The organism is Weizmannia sp. FSL K6-0777 (assembly GCF_038593185.1).
In the GTDB taxonomy this organism is placed as follows: Bacteria; Bacillota; Bacilli; order Bacillales; family Bacillaceae_C; genus Weizmannia; species Weizmannia faecalis.
Map to the genome: position 1 here is coordinate 1,699,414 of NZ_CP151971.1, position 16,117 is coordinate 1,715,530.

The 16,117-nt window shown below is 45.3% G+C and carries 17 protein-coding genes; 4 read left to right on the forward strand and 13 right to left on the reverse strand.

The genetic code is table 11. The annotated features are described in order from the left end of the window. Positions 1-13: 13 nt before the first annotated feature. The 3 genes from NST70_RS07910 to NST70_RS07920 form a co-directional block, all read right to left on the reverse strand. A complete protein-coding gene (locus NST70_RS07910; RefSeq protein ID WP_035189856.1) occupies positions 14-1,171 on the reverse strand; it encodes a glucose-1-phosphate adenylyltransferase in 1,158 nt (385 codons plus the stop codon). Further along, entirely contained in the window at positions 1,171-3,111 is a 1,941-nt protein-coding gene (glgB, locus tag NST70_RS07915; protein ID WP_168986019.1) for a 1,4-alpha-glucan branching protein GlgB, read from the reverse strand. The genes NST70_RS07910 and glgB overlap by 1 nt, the downstream gene beginning before the upstream one ends. A 300-nt stretch (positions 3,112-3,411) precedes the next feature. Then, on the reverse strand, positions 3,412-4,407 hold the full coding sequence (locus NST70_RS07920; RefSeq protein WP_035184824.1) for a glycoside hydrolase family 15 protein: 996 nt from the start codon (positions 4,405-4,407) through the stop codon (positions 3,412-3,414). A 679-nt stretch (positions 4,408-5,086) separates the two neighbouring features. On the opposite strand from NST70_RS07920, the gene NST70_RS07925 reads away from it, so the two are divergent. Next, positions 5,087-5,239 (forward strand): YpzG family protein, encoded by a 153-nt coding sequence (locus tag NST70_RS07925; protein WP_014098273.1) that lies wholly within the window; start codon positions 5,087-5,089, stop codon positions 5,237-5,239. A 232-nt stretch (positions 5,240-5,471) separates the two neighbouring features. Here NST70_RS07925 and NST70_RS07930 read toward each other — a convergent pair whose 3' ends face one another. The 3 genes from NST70_RS07930 to NST70_RS07940 all read right to left on the reverse strand — a co-directional run bounded on the left by NST70_RS07930 (position 5,472) and on the right by NST70_RS07940 (position 7,355). Then, the gene (locus NST70_RS07930) at positions 5,472-5,978 is read right to left on the reverse strand and encodes a DsbA family protein (protein ID WP_014098272.1); all 507 of its coding nucleotides are present in this window, start codon (positions 5,976-5,978) and stop codon (positions 5,472-5,474) included. A 14-nt stretch (positions 5,979-5,992) separates the two neighbouring features. After that, positions 5,993-6,511 (reverse strand): GNAT family N-acetyltransferase, encoded by a 519-nt coding sequence (locus tag NST70_RS07935; protein ID WP_035190652.1) that lies wholly within the window; start codon positions 6,509-6,511, stop codon positions 5,993-5,995. Between the two features lie 217 nt (positions 6,512-6,728). Further along, positions 6,729-7,355, reverse strand: coding sequence for a CoA pyrophosphatase (locus tag NST70_RS07940; protein ID WP_014098269.1), 627 nt, complete (start codon positions 7,353-7,355; stop codon positions 6,729-6,731). Between the two features lie 308 nt (positions 7,356-7,663). On the opposite strand from NST70_RS07940, the gene NST70_RS07945 reads away from it, so the two are divergent. Continuing rightward, the gene (locus tag NST70_RS07945; protein ID WP_014098268.1) at positions 7,664-8,956 is read left to right on the forward strand and encodes an Nramp family divalent metal transporter; all 1,293 of its coding nucleotides are present in this window, start codon (positions 7,664-7,666) and stop codon (positions 8,954-8,956) included. A gap of 85 nt (positions 8,957-9,041) precedes the next feature. On the opposite strand, the gene NST70_RS07950 is transcribed toward NST70_RS07945, so the two are convergent. From NST70_RS07950 to NST70_RS07965, 4 genes are all read right to left on the reverse strand, one after another. Further along, a complete protein-coding gene (locus NST70_RS07950) occupies positions 9,042-9,491 on the reverse strand; it encodes a DNA starvation/stationary phase protection protein (protein WP_014098267.1) in 450 nt (149 codons plus the stop codon). Positions 9,492-9,571: 80 nt separating this feature from the next. After that, entirely contained in the window at positions 9,572-10,036 is a 465-nt protein-coding gene (locus NST70_RS07955) for a VanZ family protein (RefSeq protein ID WP_014098266.1), read from the reverse strand. 183 nt (positions 10,037-10,219) lie between these two features. Then, positions 10,220-11,167, reverse strand: coding sequence for an ABC transporter permease subunit (locus NST70_RS07960; RefSeq protein ID WP_046721175.1), 948 nt, complete (start codon positions 11,165-11,167; stop codon positions 10,220-10,222). Continuing rightward, a complete protein-coding gene (locus NST70_RS07965) occupies positions 11,164-12,102 on the reverse strand; it encodes an ABC transporter ATP-binding protein (RefSeq protein WP_046721176.1) in 939 nt (312 codons plus the stop codon). Before NST70_RS07965 ends, NST70_RS07960 begins: the two co-directional genes overlap by 4 nt. A 168-nt stretch (positions 12,103-12,270) precedes the next feature. On the opposite strand from NST70_RS07965, the gene NST70_RS07970 reads away from it, so the two are divergent. Then, a complete protein-coding gene (locus tag NST70_RS07970; protein WP_026683400.1) occupies positions 12,271-12,609 on the forward strand; it encodes a hypothetical protein in 339 nt (112 codons plus the stop codon). Positions 12,610-12,653: 44 nt separating this feature from the next. On the opposite strand, the gene murB is transcribed toward NST70_RS07970, so the two are convergent. The 3 genes from murB to NST70_RS07985 all read right to left on the reverse strand — a co-directional run bounded on the left by murB (position 12,654) and on the right by NST70_RS07985 (position 14,384). Continuing rightward, on the reverse strand, positions 12,654-13,565 hold the full coding sequence (gene murB, locus NST70_RS07975) for a UDP-N-acetylmuramate dehydrogenase (protein WP_014098262.1): 912 nt from the start codon (positions 13,563-13,565) through the stop codon (positions 12,654-12,656). Further along, positions 13,558-14,067 carry a DUF1189 family protein gene (locus tag NST70_RS07980; RefSeq protein WP_014098261.1) on the reverse strand — a complete coding sequence of 170 codons (510 nt, stop codon included), beginning with the start codon at positions 14,065-14,067 and terminating at the stop codon, positions 13,558-13,560. Before NST70_RS07980 ends, murB begins: the two co-directional genes overlap by 8 nt. 71 nt (positions 14,068-14,138) lie before the next feature. Further along, positions 14,139-14,384 (reverse strand): YuzB family protein, encoded by a 246-nt coding sequence (locus NST70_RS07985; RefSeq protein WP_014098260.1) that lies wholly within the window; start codon positions 14,382-14,384, stop codon positions 14,139-14,141. Positions 14,385-14,673: 289 nt separating this feature from the next. Between NST70_RS07985 and gndA the strand changes: the two genes are divergently transcribed. Continuing rightward, positions 14,674-16,086: an NADP-dependent phosphogluconate dehydrogenase gene (gene gndA / locus NST70_RS07990; protein ID WP_014098259.1), complete on the forward strand. Its 1,413-nt coding sequence runs from the start codon at positions 14,674-14,676 to the stop codon at positions 16,084-16,086. Positions 16,087-16,117 lie beyond the last annotated feature (31 nt).

Below are 16,117 nucleotides of genomic sequence, written 5' to 3' on the forward strand. Positions count from 1 at the left end.
CACCCGTCCCTCTTTATAAAACTTCTTTTATTTCCGCTTCTTCGCCGTTTTGCGGACAGCTGTACAACTGAATATCATTTGGTTTTGAAGGCGTGATTTTTTTGCCGTTTTCAATGACGGTGCCGCTTGCAATAATGGCGCGTTCGATGGTCACATTGCTGCCGATCGTGACATTCGGCATGATGACGGAATCCTGGATTGTGCTGTTTTTGCCAATATAGACATGATCCGAGATGACAGAATGGAAAACATTCCCGTAAATCCAGCTGCCTTCGTTGATGAGCGCGTTTTTAATATTGGATTGGGGCGCAATATATTGCGGAGGGTGGTTCGCATCTCCGGTGAAAATGCGCCAGTCCGGGTCATCCAGATCAAATGCCGGTTTTTCTTCCAGCAAGTCCATATGTGCTTCCCAGAAGCTTTGGACCGTGCCGACATCTTTCCAGTAACCTTCAAATTTATAAGCATACATTTTCTTTTTATCTTTCAGCATTTTCAGAATAATATCTTTCCCGAAGTCGTGCGAGGAAGCGCTGTTTTTCTCGTCCTGTATTAAATATTCGCGCAAAAGCTTCCAATTAAATAAATACACGCCCATAGACGCGAGATTACTCTTTGGGAATTTCGGTTTTTCTTCAAATTCAACAATTCTTCCTTCTGCGTTTGTTACCATAATGCCGAATCGCCCTGCTTCCTGCCACGGGACTTCAATTACGGCAATACTCGCCTGCGCCCCTGCTTCCATATGCGATTTTAATAGTTTCCGATAATCCATTTTATAAATATGATCGCCTGAAAGAATGACAACATATTCCGGGTTGTAGTGGTCAATATACTGGATATTTTGGTAAACCGCATTGGCTGTCCCCTTATACCATTCGCCACCGTCTTTCCCTACATACGGCGGCAGCACGGCTGTTCCGCCGAAATTTTTGTCAAGGTCCCATGCTTTCCCGTTTCCGACATACGAGTTTAAAAGATGGGGTTCATATTGCGTCAGCACACCGACCGTATCAATGCCCGAGTGCATGCAGTTGCTTAGTGAAAAATCAATAATTCTGTACTTGCCGCCAAAAGGCACTGCCGGTTTTGCCAGCTGGGACGTCAAATCCCCGAGCCTTGTTCCCTGTCCCCCTGCTAAGAGCATTGCCATCCATTTCTTTTCTGCCACTATTTTTTGCCACCCCTTTGCCGTTTTTTTGATTGCTTTTTAAAGATCAATGCACTGAGTGGGGGAATGCTGATTTCCATACTGTATGGCTGGTTATGAAAAGGCTCCTTATCCACTTGGATTGCTTCTTTGTTCAACAAACCACTGCCGCCGAACCGTTCATCATCCGTATTGAAAATTTCGATATATTTCCCAAATGAAGGCACGCCGATTCGGAATTTGTCATATTTGATTTTTGAAAAATTACAGAGGACGATGCAATAATCTCCTTTCCGCTTCCCTCTTCTCATAAAAATTATGATGCTCTGCCTGCGATTATTCGGATCAATCCATTCAAAACCTTCAGGGTTATGGTCCAAGCGCCACAAGCTTCTTGTGTTTTGATAAAATGCGTTCAAGGCTTTTGTAAACTGAAAGAAGGTACGGTGCGTTTCAAAATCCAGCAGCATCCAATCCAGCTGCGTCAGGTCTTTCCATTCGTCAAACTGTCCGAATTCGCTTCCCATGAATAATAATTTTTTACCCGGATGTGTCATAAAATAAGCATAAAGAAGGCGTAAATTTGCAAATTTTTGCGGGAAATCCCCGGGCATTTTATTGAGCAGCGATTTCTTCCCGTAAACCAGTTCATCATGCGAAAAAGGCAGTACATAGTTTTCCGAAAAAGCATAGTACATGGAAAAGGTGAGGAGATCATGGGCATCAGGCCTTTTTTCCTCCGGTGTCTGCATATAGGTGAGCACATCATGCACCCAGCCCATATTCCATTTATAATTAAAACCGAGCCCGCCCGCGTAAACCGGCGCTGTTACGAGCGGCCACGATGTTGCTTCTTCTGCAATCATTAAGGCATGCGGAAACATTTTAAAAACGGCTTCATTTAATTTTTTGATAAACTCGACAGCTTCCAAATTGACATCACCGCCATATTGGTTTGTCAATTTCTTTTCGTCTCCCCTGTCATGGTTTAAATAAATAAGAGAAGAAACTGCATCCACCCGGAAGCCATCAATATGATAAACGTCTATCCAAAAAATGGCGTTGGAAATAAGAAAACTGAAAATTTCAGGTTTCTGAAAGTCAAAATTGTATGTACCCCAAATCGGCCGTTCTGCCATGTCAGGGTCTGCAGGCTCGAACAGCGGTGTTCCGTCAAAGCGCCCGAGTCCGTGGGCGTCTTTGCAGAAATGGACGGGAACCCAGTCTAAAATCACCCCGAGGCCGTTCTGATGGCATTTGTCGATAAAATACATGAAATCTTCCGGCTTCCCGTACCGGCTTGTCGGTGCATAGAAACCGGTAATCTGATAGCCCCATGACCGGTCAAACGGATGCTCCATCATCGGCATGAGCTCGATATGCGTATAGCCATGCCCGGCAATGTATGGGACCAGTTCGTCTGCCATTTCACGGTAGGTGTAAAAATCGCCATTGGCTTTTTTCTTCCATGAACCGAAATGCATTTCATAAATCAGCATCGGCTCGTGGTACGGATCGGATTTTGCTTTGTGGCTCATCCATTTTCTATCCTGCCACTGATATGTGCCGGGATCATAAATGACAGATGCCGTTTTCGGACGCACTTCCGAATAGAACGCATATGGATCCGCTTTAAAAAAAGTGTTGCTGGAAGGCCCTGTAATTTCATATTTATACAGCTCACCCGGCGCGAGATCCGGAATAAACAACACCCAGATGCTCGAATCTTTTAGTCGTTTCATTTGGTGTTTGCTGCCGTCCCAGCCGTTAAAATCGCCGGCTACGGCAACGGCTTGCGCATTCGGCGCCCAAACTGCAAACCGCACGCCCTTTTTTCCTTCATACTCCATGACATGTGCCCCGAACAAAGTATAGCTTTCGTAAAGGGTGCCTTCGTGGAATAAATAAAGCTCGAAATCAGTGGGCAGGACTTGTTGCGAATACTTAACTGAGTTTTCCAATGTCACACCTCCGCTATTTCAGCATACTTTTACTATTCGTTATGAATTTTACGAATCCTGCAAAAAAAGCCGTCTAATTTTGTCGAAATGGAAACAATATGATTTTATTTGCAAATTCGTCATTCCGTTTTTCAATAGACGCCCATGCTGCAGTGAACGCTGCATCAGTGGAAAAAGAAAATCAGCCGGCGTATATTTTCAGAATAGAAAAAAGCTGTTTTAAATGCGCCGCATTGGTTTGACATGCAATGAATATGCGGGTCGCGACTTAAAACAGCTTAAAATCGGCTGTTCAATTGTTTAACGGACGTCCATTGTTTTGAAGAACTGGTACGCCAAAGAAACAGACCAGGCAAGCGGTTTATTTCCATTCGGCACGTACTTGCCGCCGATATAAAGTTCCGGGATTTCCCAATTTTCCGTAATGATGCTTTTGGTTTTTTCCACATATTCATTTGCCTTATCATACATACCCAGTTCATAGAAACATAAACCAAGCCATGGAAAACCAAAGCACCATTCGGCTTCGGCGCCTTCATTATAGTATTGGTCGTTGACATAGCGGATCACGCCGTATTTCCGTTCAAGCGTTGTGGTGACATCTTCCAGTATTTGAAGCGCCATATCTCGGCTGACAATCCGGTAAGGGTAAATGAGAGACAGTAAAGCAAGGTCGGTCGGTTTGCCTGCGCTCTCCCGCGGCAGCAGTTTATAAAGTGTTTCTTCCCCTTTTTCAATCAGCCCATCCTCCACATGCACGAGCATCCTGACTGCTTTTAAGCCGGCAACGCATGCCCCGACACTTGAAGCATGCACTTCCATATTCTCTTCCCACATCCCGTTATCTTCGGCCTGCCAATATTCCAGACACTCGAGATAGTCAACCAGTTTTTGGATAATCTCCAAATCTTTCTGGCTGCGGATGATTTTTTGGCCGTGGTGGACGCCTTCCCCTACGCCCCAAAGGAAAGCACCGATAGCATCGTTTTGGGCATGGCCCCATTCTTGCGGGAGTTCCTCGAGGTCAGTGGAATAGCGGGCGTGGATATATTCGTATAAATACCGTGGCCTTTTCTTTGTATGAATGTCAATTTTCCACTCATAGCGGATAAACAGATCAAGCAATGCCTGGTATGCTTTTTCATAATACGGGGACGGCGTGGCTAAAAAAGGCAGAACGGTATATACGACATCTCTGATCCAAACATAATGGTAGTCGGAAGACAAACTGGCGGTATAGGCACCGTTTGGCAGGCGCATCCGGTCAATGACCTCAACAGCTTTTTCGATGTTCATCAATCTTCACCTCCAAAAAGTTGATCCATACCATTAGTGTTGGCAAGAGGCTGATCCTTTTATAACCATTCCAACATAACTCCCCTGTTTTAAAGCGCTTTCAAGAAGATCTTTGCTTTTTGCAGATGCATTCAAGCCGGGAAAAGCCGTGATTTGACAAACGGCGTTGCTGCCATTGCCAGCCATTTCTTTTCCTGGACGGTTGTTTTTTATATATTATGTCTGCATTTGTTGGATGATTATATAGAAAGCCTAATCAAGCCCGATTTTTTTGCCCGTTTCTGCCCGCTTGAATTCCGGCATCCCGGAGTTTTTTCCGTTCCTTTCCCTTAAATGCTTGTTTTGGTTTTTGTTTTTATTGTGTTATCAGCACACAGTGTAATTTGATTATTTAGGCGCGGCATGGTTTCCAATTTGGCATAGTTGCGGCTTTGTTTGCTATTCATTTTCTGTTATTAGTAAAATGTGCCATAGGTACATCTTAATCTTGATATTGATGAGAAAATGTGTCACTTTATGAGTTTTTAGCACATTGTGTCTTTTGATTTTTTTGCTCTGCCTTTCAGCCGGATTTTGCCCAAAACACACAGGATGTGTAATTTTGCCCTTTCTGCACAAGCTAGAATTGATATTCGGTATGAATATCAGCGGTATCCAAATCCTTCCAAGAGGTGATCGTATGAGCTACAAAGACCAGTTGGATCCGCATTCCGAGTTGTTCCATTACAACTGGACGCGGCGGAAACATACAAATTCCCAGGTCAATGGCGAGACGGAAGTTACACAAAACACCATCATCTTGAGGAGCAATGCAAAAGCGCATCGCTGGTGAGGATACTAAAAAGGCCGGGATGATTCCCGGCCTTTTTTGGTTGTGGTAATAAACGGAAATCCGCCAAAACGCTTGTTTTTCGTTTAAAATCATGCTATATTGGTATAGCGATGAGCTGAATTGCATAAGCCGGCAAGGCAACCTTTTTGGAATGCACAATGTGGAGTGCAAGCCTTAGCCGCCGCAAGAAAGATTGGAAAAAAGCGCCCCGGACCGGGCGCTTTTTTCATGTTTATATGGCCGCCACATAGGTTTCTTCTCGCCATGCTTCATGCATGGACTGAACAATAAAATCAACCGGGCGGGCTCCCGAAATCGCATATTTCCGGTTGATGACCATAAAGGGGGCAAAATCCGCGCTCAATAGATCTGCTTCTGCCTGGTCTTTTTTGATATGCTCCAAGTAAACATCCGTTACAATGGCTTTTTCAGCCGCTCTTTTATTCAGTCCGGCCATTTGGGCAGCATGTAATAAATCTCCTGTACCTGGTGAAGGCTGCCGGGCATACGTTTCAAACAGTGCCTTCGCAATGAACGTCTGTTTCCCGTGTTGTTTTGCAAAGTGCAGCAATTTATGGCTCTCTTCAATATGTACTTCTTTTTCGGGGTTTTTCACGAAACTGCGAAATTCCAGTTGAATGCTTTCCCTGTGGCCAAATTGTTCCAGTGCCTCGCCAAGTCTTACAAAGGCAAGATAAGAATCTGCCGATGAAAAATCCGACCATAATTCTATTTTCATAACTTTATAGCTCCTTAAGCCTTTAAAAATCCTTGAATTTTTTTACCAGTGATGATTAAATCGTGCATGCGTCCGTCAAGCACAGCCACTTCTTTCAAATGCCCCCAAGTTTCAAACCCGAAGGATGCAAACAACTTTAAACTGGCCTTGTTTTCGCTGAAAATAAAGCCGAGCAGTGTTTCCACCCCTAGCTTCGGGCAGGCTTCCAACATTTTCCCGAGCAGGTGCTTCCCGGCTCCTTTTCCTCTCCATTTTTCGCTGACATAAATACTGACCTCAGCAGTAGGCTGGTAAGCGGGCCTTCCGTAAAAATCGCTTAAACTAATCCAGGCAGCAATCTCCCCGTCTGCTTCCAACACCCAAAGCGGCCGGCTGTCCGGGTGATGGGCTTTAAACCACGGCAGTCTTTCTTCTACGGTGACCGGGACCGTATCAGCCGTTATAATCCCGTTTCCGATGCAGGCATTATAAATGTCCAGGATCTCCTGCAGATCTTCTTCTGTGGCATTTCTGATTAGGCCATGCTGTATCATCGCTCATTTTCCCTCAATTGTAAAAGTCCCCTCCGTTTCCGGAACGGAAGCTTTGTATTATAAACAACATTTTATAATAATTTCCCGCAATTGAACAGTTTTTTATGTCCTGCACACCAGACCATGCTGAAAACACCCGGTATGAAGGCGCCCGGCTGCCGGATTCTGGCGGCATTTCCGGTTTCCGAAAGGGCAGGACAGCCGCCACGGGCATCATTCAAGCTTTATCCGCACCCAAAATATCCATAAAGTTTTTCAAAATGCCGGCGGTTAATCCCCAAATAACATAATCCCCGTAGTAATAAAAATACTCGTCCATTTGCTGGCTGTTCCATTTATATGATTTACCGCCCTGAATTAAATGGAAAGGAAAATCCTGGTCAGGCTCTACCTTAAATTCAATCCGGTAACATTCCGGCGCTGTTTTGGCAAAATGCGAAAGCGGGACTGTAAAGACTTCTTCCACTTCGCCCGGATTCGGATGAAAAGGCATATCCGGCAAAAAACCCGCAAACGGAAAGATCGCGCGCCTTCCATATGATGAAACGACATAGTCAAGCGGGAATACGTTGCGGATGACAGACGCATCCATGCACAGTTCCTCGGTTGTTTCCCGAATCGCGGCTTCCATTGGGTTTTTGTCCGTCGTTTCAATTCTGCCGCCCGGAAAACAAATTTCCCCCGGCTGTTTTCTTAACTGCCGGGACCGGACTTCAAATAAAACATGAAGGCCATCGCCTTTTTGAACGAGCGGCAACAGGACCGCAAACTGGGACAAACGGTCCATCCCAAAAACGGACGGTTCCCGCCTTTTTAATTTTTCGATAATGAATGCCTCGTTCAATCGATTCCCCCCTTTTAAACCTCGTTTCCATGTTGTGAAAACAGTTTTCCCTATACCTAATATATACCACAGTTTTCAAGAAAAGGATGCATTTTTCTCCCCTCCTTTTTTCTCCCGGAGCAGAGGCCATAACAGCACAGGAATCGGGCATAATGAACAAAAAGCATGTTTTCCATAAAAAATACAGGGGAAAATGCATGCAAAAGGTTTACTTTTTCGCAAACATTGAATACAATAGTACCAGATAAAGTTTTCCCTAAGGAAACTTTTTTGTTTCAGGGTTAAAATTAAAGAAAGGGGAAACATCTATGAGTGAAAAAACGATGAGCCAAAAAATGCCAGGCCGCACGTCCCATAATACAACGAGCGCACAAGCTGTACTACGGGGGGATGTGAAAGGGTTAAAACGGATTTTGCCTTTCCTAGGCCCGGCCTTCATTGCAGGCGTTGCTTATATCGATCCCGGTAATTTTGCCACCAATATTACGGCAGGATCGAAATACGGCTATATGCTGCTTTGGGTCATTGCCTTTTCAAACTTAATGGCCGTTTTAATCCAGTCCCTTTCCGCAAAGCTCGGCATTGCAACCGGGAAAAATTTGCCGGAAGTGGCACATGACCATTTTCCAAAACCGGTGTCGATCTTTTTATGGATTCAAAGTGAGTTAGTCATTATTGCAACAGATTTGGCAGAATTTATCGGCGCAGCTTTAGGCCTGTATTTAATTTTCGGCCTTCCGCTTTTGCCGGCCGCATTGATTACAGCAGTCGGATCGTTTGCTATCCTCGAATTGCAGCGCCGCGGCTACCGATCGTTTGAGGCAGTGATTGCCGCCCTTGTGATGATTGTCGTGCTCGCTTTTGCTTTGCAAACATTTCTGGCAAAACCGGAATGGGTAAAAGTATTCGGTGGGATTGTCACGCCAAAATTCGATGGCATCCAAAGCATTGTCCTGGCTGCCGGCATTCTCGGCGCCACCGTCATGCCCCATGCCATCTATTTGCACTCTTCATTGACGCAAAACAGAATCGTCGGAAAAAACGAGCTGGAAAAAAGAAAAATTTTCAAATTTGAATTGATCGACATCATCATCGCAATGGTGATCGCCGGGGCCATCAATATGAGCATGCTTGTGATTGCGTCCAGTGTATTTTATAAAAACGGCCTTGTCGTGGAAGATCTGGATGTCGCGTTTCGTGAGTTCTACACCCATATCGGACCGGCAGCGGCGATCTCTTTCGGCCTTGGCCTTTTGATTGCAGGGCTTTCCAGCTCCTCTGTCGGCACATTATCCGGTGATGTCGTCATGCAAGGGTTTATCAACAAACGGATCAATCTTTATTTGCGCCGTGCGATCACAATGATCCCGCCGCTTCTCATTATCATGATGGGCACCAACCCGACAAGCGCGCTTGTAATAAGCCAGGTCATTCTCTCATTCGGGATCATCTTTGCCCTTGTCCCGCTGATTCTGTTCACGAGCAACAGACAGATCATGGGTGAACTGGTGAACCACCGGATAACGAGCATCATCTCGTGGATCGTGGCAGGATTCGTCGTATGCCTGAATCTGTTCCTTTTGATTGATACATTTATATAAAGTGAAACAGCCCTTCCATCAAATGGAAAGGCTGTTTTTTTATTTGCCGCTGCTTTTTCACGGCTTAGGAAAAAAGCAGCGGCATTTACCGTTTGTCCGCCATCGCATCCAGCATCCAAATATCTTTGTCAAACCGGGTCAGAAAACGGGTGAGCAGATTGACGGTGGCATTGTCCTTGTTTTCTTCCGCCAGCGGAATCCCCGTTTCCCGGATTTCCTTTGCCAACTGCGCCAAATCCTCCCTTAATTGCTGCAGCAGTTCGCCCTCTTCATTATCCGCGCTCGCTTCAACAAGCGTCTTCTGGTCAAGGAATTTCGACATGGTCGCAAGCGGCCGTCCCCCGATTGCCAAAATTCTTTCGGCAAGCACATCCATTTGTTTTGAAAATGACCGGTACAAATCTTCAAAATAAGCATGGAGCGTGAAAAAGTTTTTTCCCTGAATATACCAGTGGTAACGGTGCAGTTTGATATAAAGCACTGTAAAATTTGAAAGTTCCTGGTTTAAAAATCGGACCAGTTTTTCTTCATCCAATGCATACTTCCCCCCTTTTACAGGCCGGCCATTGATTGGTCCTCGTTAGATTTTCACCGCAGGGCTTTTCTTATGCATATTTAACGCCAAATCTCAATTTTGATTTTTTTCACAAGCTTGCGGACCAGTAAAAAGATACCGTAACCGCACAATCCACCCGTTGTATTCAGCAAAATATCATCCACATCAAAACCTCCGACATGGAAATATCCTTGAATGGTTTCCACCAAAGCCGATGCTAAAAACGACAGCAATCCCATTATCCAGACCTTTCTCAGCCGCCTGAAAAGAAAGGGCAGGAAAAACCCGAACGGCATAAACATGAAAATATTCCCAAACAGATTGGAAAACCAGACTTCAAATTGAAAGTAACGGTAATAAAGGATATACATTCGGATCGTTTTAAACGGAATGATATTTTGGCTGGCAGAATTGGGCGCATGGCGGTACGGGATAAAGAACAAAAGTTCCGCTAAATAAGCAGCATACACAATGAAAATGAACAAAACGGCCGCATTGATTTTTTTCCGGTTATTTTTTCCCATATCATCCTCCAGCGGTTCGGGCAAGCCTCCCATTATCATCCTATTCAGTGGGTGCACACGCTATGCGCCGCCCGTACAGCCTGATACACCCCGCCCCCAAAAAAAGCAAAGAGAGACCTGCTCTTGCAGATCCCTCCTTCACCCAGCCCTTTGCCGCCATTTTACCTGAATTTACCCGCTGTATCAAAACGCAATATCGCGTTTTTGAAAATACCAAAAGGTCAAGACCATAAAAACGACATAATAAACAGCAAGTGTGATTAGTGAAAACGGCAAGGTGACGCCGTCTGTAAGTTTATCCTGGTACGCGTAAACAGATAAGTCCAAATGCGGGAAAATCAGGAATTTCAGCCAATGGTACCGGTCCATCAGAAACAGAAAAATCCCGCCCAGTGTGTTTGTGATAAACAGGGCAAAAATGCCGATCCCGACAGCCAGAGCCTGGCTCTTGAACAAGGTCGAAAGCATGAACGCAATCGCGCTTACCATGACAAGGCTCGGCAAATAAAGGGCAAATTTCAGGAAAAATTGCGGTCCGATTTCTTTAATTTTATATTGGCTGTAATCCAAAGTATTTTCGATCATTTTCATATGGAAACTGCCGGATCCCTGAAAAAGGATACCGATCAAATAGCCGGCTATAAGCAGAACGGCAAGCAGCAATACCGCGTATGCTGTGACAGCAATGTATTTGGACAGCAAAATTTTCCATCTCGCATGCGGGCGGATCATCAGTTGCTTAATCGTCCCGGATGCAAATTCCGATGAAACGTTGGCGCTCCCCACGATCACACTGAACAAGGTGACAAATGAACCGAGCGGAATGACCACATTGTTCATGAAATGCCAGTTTGAATGGGCATCCGGATTGATATTGTATTTCAAATAATCTTGGTTTTTTTGGATGGTTGGCGCAAGGTCCGCGTATTGTTCAGGATCCTTTTTCATTAGTGCCTCATCCGCTTTGATTTCTTTCTCGATTTTCGTACGCCAGTTTGGATCGTCTTTGCCGTAAACCTTATTGTAAAACAGTGCAGCAATCAGCACGAACGCTACAATCAGGAGCATATAGACCCATGCGCTTTTCCGGGCAAATATTTTCATCCATTCATTTCGGATTAAAGCGATCATTGATTTTCCTCCCCTGTTGTATGATTCGTGAGTTCAAGGAAACGGTCTTCCAGCGTTTTCTTTTCAAAATGAATTTCATAGACGTTGCAGCCGTTTCCTACCAATGTTGCGTTGATAACGGCTGCATCTTTGTAAGCTGCCGAAACCAAAATGCGCGTATCATCGACAATGGAAACCGGAAAATGGAGCTGTTTCTCTACTGCCTGCTTCGCCCTTTCGCTGTCATCCGTTGCAAACAGGATATCGCGGCGGTCATCCTGTTTTACCGTTGTCGTTTCTGCCATCGTTTCAATATGGATCAGTTTCCCTTTTTCAATAATGGCATACCGGTCGCACATCAATTCCATTTCCGAAAGAAGGTGCGAGGAAACGAGGACAGATACCCCGCTTCCTGCCAGCTCCCGCAAATAGCCCCTGAATTCGCGGATGCCTTGCGGGTCAAGGCCGTTTGTCGGCTCATCAAGAATCAATAACGAAGGCCGGTGCAAAATTGCCTGTGCAACCCCAAGCCGCTGTCGCATTCCTAACGAATACGTTTTGACTTTTTGTTTAAGCGCATCTTCCAGTTTGACAAGCTTTGCGACTTCCCATAATCTCTCTTCAGAAATGGGTTTCCTTGACATTCTCTTATAGTGGACCAGATTTTGATAGCCGGTCATATACGAATAAAATTCCGGATTTTCAACGATCGCGCCGATTTCATTCAAAGCGCCTTTGAAATCTTCATCGAGGCTTTTGCCGTTAATAAAGATTTCTCCGCTTGTGCGTTTCATCAATGAAACAATCATCCGGATAATCGTTGTTTTACCGGCGCCGTTCGGACCGAGAAGGCCGAAAACCTCGCCTTTTTTCACTTCAAAACTGACCTGGTCTACAATTTTGCGCGAGCGGATTTGTTTTGTAATCCCTTTGACCGAGAGTGCCATTTCACTCATAACATCCCTACTTTCTGCTAAACGAGTCTAATCCATATACGAAACTGGCCTTAAAAAGTTTCAAAAAAGATTCGGTTAAAAAAGCATTTGATTGTGGTATATACATATTTTAATGAAGAGCCCCATAAAGATATTCATAGAGACGTTTTGGGAGTAGAGGGATGACCAATGGAAAAACTGAAATGGAAACTGGCTTTATTCATCATCTGCCTGGCCGTGCTTGCAGGATTGATCTTTTTTCAGCGCCCGGTAAGCTATCAGCGCGTAAAGATTACCGATAAATTTTACACGCCCAACCGGAAAGAAATGCCGGTTGCAACCGGTGTGAAAACAAAGCGAAAAATAAAAGTGGCACCAACAACGACAAAACCGTATTGCGCGATCGCATTCAATAACGGCAAAACGCTTGCGATCGACTGCGATACGTATTTAAATTTTAATATTGGCGACCAAGTGTACATCAAATACCGTGGAAACCGGTTAACCGATATCCGCCGGAAAGGATGAAAAACATCCCGGTTCCTTTGCGTATAAAAGAACCGGGATGTTTTTTAATCTTCCCCGATAATTTTTACTTCTGTCTCAAGATCTACCCCAAATTTTTCTTTTACCGTTTTTTGGACAAATTTGATCAAATTCATATAATCCGTTGCCGTTCCGCCGCCGACATTCACCATAAACCCGGCATGTTTGGTCGAAACCTCGACGCCACCGATGCGTTTCCCCTGGAGCCCGCTGTCCTGAATCAGTTTCCCTGCAAAATAGCCGGGCGGCCTTTTAAACACGCTGCCGCACGATGGATATTCAAGTGGCTGTTTCGATTCCCTGAGATCAGTCAATTCATCCATTTTGGCTTTGATCTCCTGTGCGTCGCCCGGCTCCAGGCTGAACGTCCCTTCAAGCGCAATCTCCCCGTTTTCCGCAATTGAACTTTTCCTGTACTGGAAGGACAAATCGCTTTTTTCAAGCCTTTTCATCTCGCCTGTTTTGGTCAGGACAAGCGCGCTTTTCAGAACATCTTTGACTTCCCCGCCATACGCCCCCGCATTCATATACAGCGCACCGCCGACAGATCCCGGTATCCCGCAGGCGAACTCAAGCCCTGTCAGCTTTTGCTTTAAAGCATAGCGCGATACATCGATAATGGCTGCACCACACTGGGCTGTAATGTCATTGCCTGTGTGCGATATTTTCGCTAATTTGGTCAGAATCAGCACAATTCCCCTGATGCCGCCGTCTTTGATGATCAGATTGGAGCCGTTGCCGAGGATCGTGTACGGCACGCCGTTCAGAGAGGCAAAACGGACCGTCTTTTGCACTTCTTCATATGTCTCAGGAAAAATCAAAATATCCGCTTTTCCCCCTGTTTTTGTAAAAGTATATTTGCTTAACGGTTCATCTTCCAGAATTTCACGCGGATAAATGAGCGAACGCAAGTCTTGTAAAATTGTCTTTTCAGCCATGCTCTTCTCCTTCTTTTCTTTGATGCCTCTTTATTTCCGGATAGTGGAGGATCATCGCCGCCAAACAAAAAAGCGGATACCCGATCAGCACCACACCCGAAACAAAACCGTTTTTCGTAAACCATTCATGAATGATTGTATGTAAAATAAACGGGACCGTCATGACAAAGCATGACATTTTCCATAAATGCTGGTACGCCAGTTTTCTCTTCCACAGCTTCCTGAGCCCGTATCCGGCACAAGCGAGCAGGGAAATGCCGGCCAATACGCCACACAGGACAACGAGCACATAAGCGAACAGAAAATAAAAAACAAATTGGATGGCATTCAGGGCATCAAGGGATCCGCCGGTTAAAAGTGCAGGGATATGCAGACAGGAAACCATAAGAACAAGCAGAACCACATACAAAACCGTCCTGTCCATCGGAAGCCTGTTCAAACGAAAAGCAGCTCTTTTTCCCGGCAATAAACAGCTGTATTTGAATGCAGTCCAAATATCCATCCTGTTATCCCCCTCTCCCGAATGCTCCACTCCACATTATAATATAAAAAACAATTTGAAACGAGAACCATTTACGACAGATTCTTTAATTCCGTTTCAATTGCTGCTTTTATTTTTTCAAGGCAAGCCTCAGGCGTTTTGGCAAAAATCCTTTTTCCGTTCACCATCGCAAACGGACTGTAGGTGCATAACCCGCACGCCATTAAGCATTCATTTGAAATCACCGCAACTTCAGGATACCGGGATTCAAGTTCTGCTTCCACATCAATTGTGTTGATCAGGCTGCCTTCACATATTTCGACTAAAATAATGCCCAATCCCGTTTCCTCCTTTTGCTTAAAAGCCGTAAAACGGCATCTTTATCCATTATACTGTAAGCTTTAAAAAAATCCCAACAGGCGCGCTTTCCCGGAGGTCCCCGTTCATCGGAAATCGTATACACGGACACTTCTTTCCCGGAAAATATAAATATTTTCCGGCCAGGCTGTCTTTTTCTTTATAATAACAGGAGATATTTGGTACAATAATGTAAGACTTCCATTTTGCTTGCAGCCACCTGCGCGCAAAGGAAAGACTTTACAATCTAATCATGTTGAGGTGTCTACATTGGAAAAACAGCAAATCGGCGTCATCGGTTTGGCCGTCATGGGGAAAAACCTTGCGTGGAATATCGAAAGCAAAGGTTACACCGTTTCGGTCTTCAACCGTTCCCGTTCAAAAACCGAGCAAATGTTAAAAGAATCGGAAGGAAAAAATATTTTCGGTTATTTTACAATGGAAGAATTCGTCCATTCGCTTGAAAAACCGCGAAAAATCCTGCTGATGGTCAAAGCGGGCGAAGCAACAGACGCCACGATCGAGCAGTTAAAACCGTTTCTCGACAAAGGCGATATCTTGATTGACGGCGGCAACACATTCTTTAAAGATACACAGCGCCGTAACAAGGAATTAAGTGCACTCGGCATCCATTTTATCGGCACCGGTGTCTCAGGCGGTGAAGAAGGCGCGCTGAAAGGCCCTTCGATCATGCCTGGTGGGCAAAAAGAAGCATACGACCTTGTTGCACCGATTTTAAAAGACATTGCTGCTAAAGTAAATGGTGACCCGTGCACAACCTATATCGGTCCGGATGGTGCCGGCCATTATGTGAAAATGGTTCATAACGGCATCGAATACGGCGATATGGAGCTCATCTCAGAGTCCTACAATCTGCTCAAAAATATCCTCGGCCTCACTGCGGACGAGCTGCACGAAGTGTTTGCCGACTGGAACAAAGGCGAGCTCGACAGTTATTTAATCGAAATTACCGCTGATATTTTTACAAAAAAAGACCCAGAAACCGGCAAACCGCTTGTCGACGTCATTTTAGATACGGCCGGCCAAAAAGGGACAGGCAAATGGACAAGCCAGAGTGCGCTTGATCTAGGGGTTCCGCTGCCATTGATTACGGAGTCCGTATTCGCCCGCTTTATCTCGGCCATGAAAGAAGAACGGAAAGCGGCAAGCAAATTGCTAAAAGGGCCTGAAAAACCCGCTTTTTCAGGAGACAAAAAAGCGTTCATTGAAGCGGTCAGAAAAGCATTGTACATGAGCAAGATTTGTTCTTACGCCCAGGGCTTTGCGCAAATGCGGGCCGCTTCGGAAGAATATAACTGGGATTTGAATTACGGTGAAATTGCGATGATTTTCCGCGGGGGCTGCATCATCCGCGCGCAATTTTTGCAAAAAATCAAAGATGCGTACGACCGCGATCGCAATCTTAAAAACCTGCTCCTTGACCCGTATTTCAAGGAAATCGTGGAAAGCTACCAGGATGCGTTGCGCGAAGTCATCGCGACAGCTGTCCGCTTCGGCGTACCTGTGCCGGCTTTGTCCGCAGCGCTTGCCTATTACGATTCGTACCGTTCGGAAGTGCTGCCTGCCAATCTCTTACAGGCCCAGCGTGACTATTTCGGTGCCCATACGTACCAGCGCGTTGACAAAGAAGGCATCTTCCATACGGAATGGCTTGAGTTATAATTCAGAAAAATCCCGCCGCACCTGGCGGGAT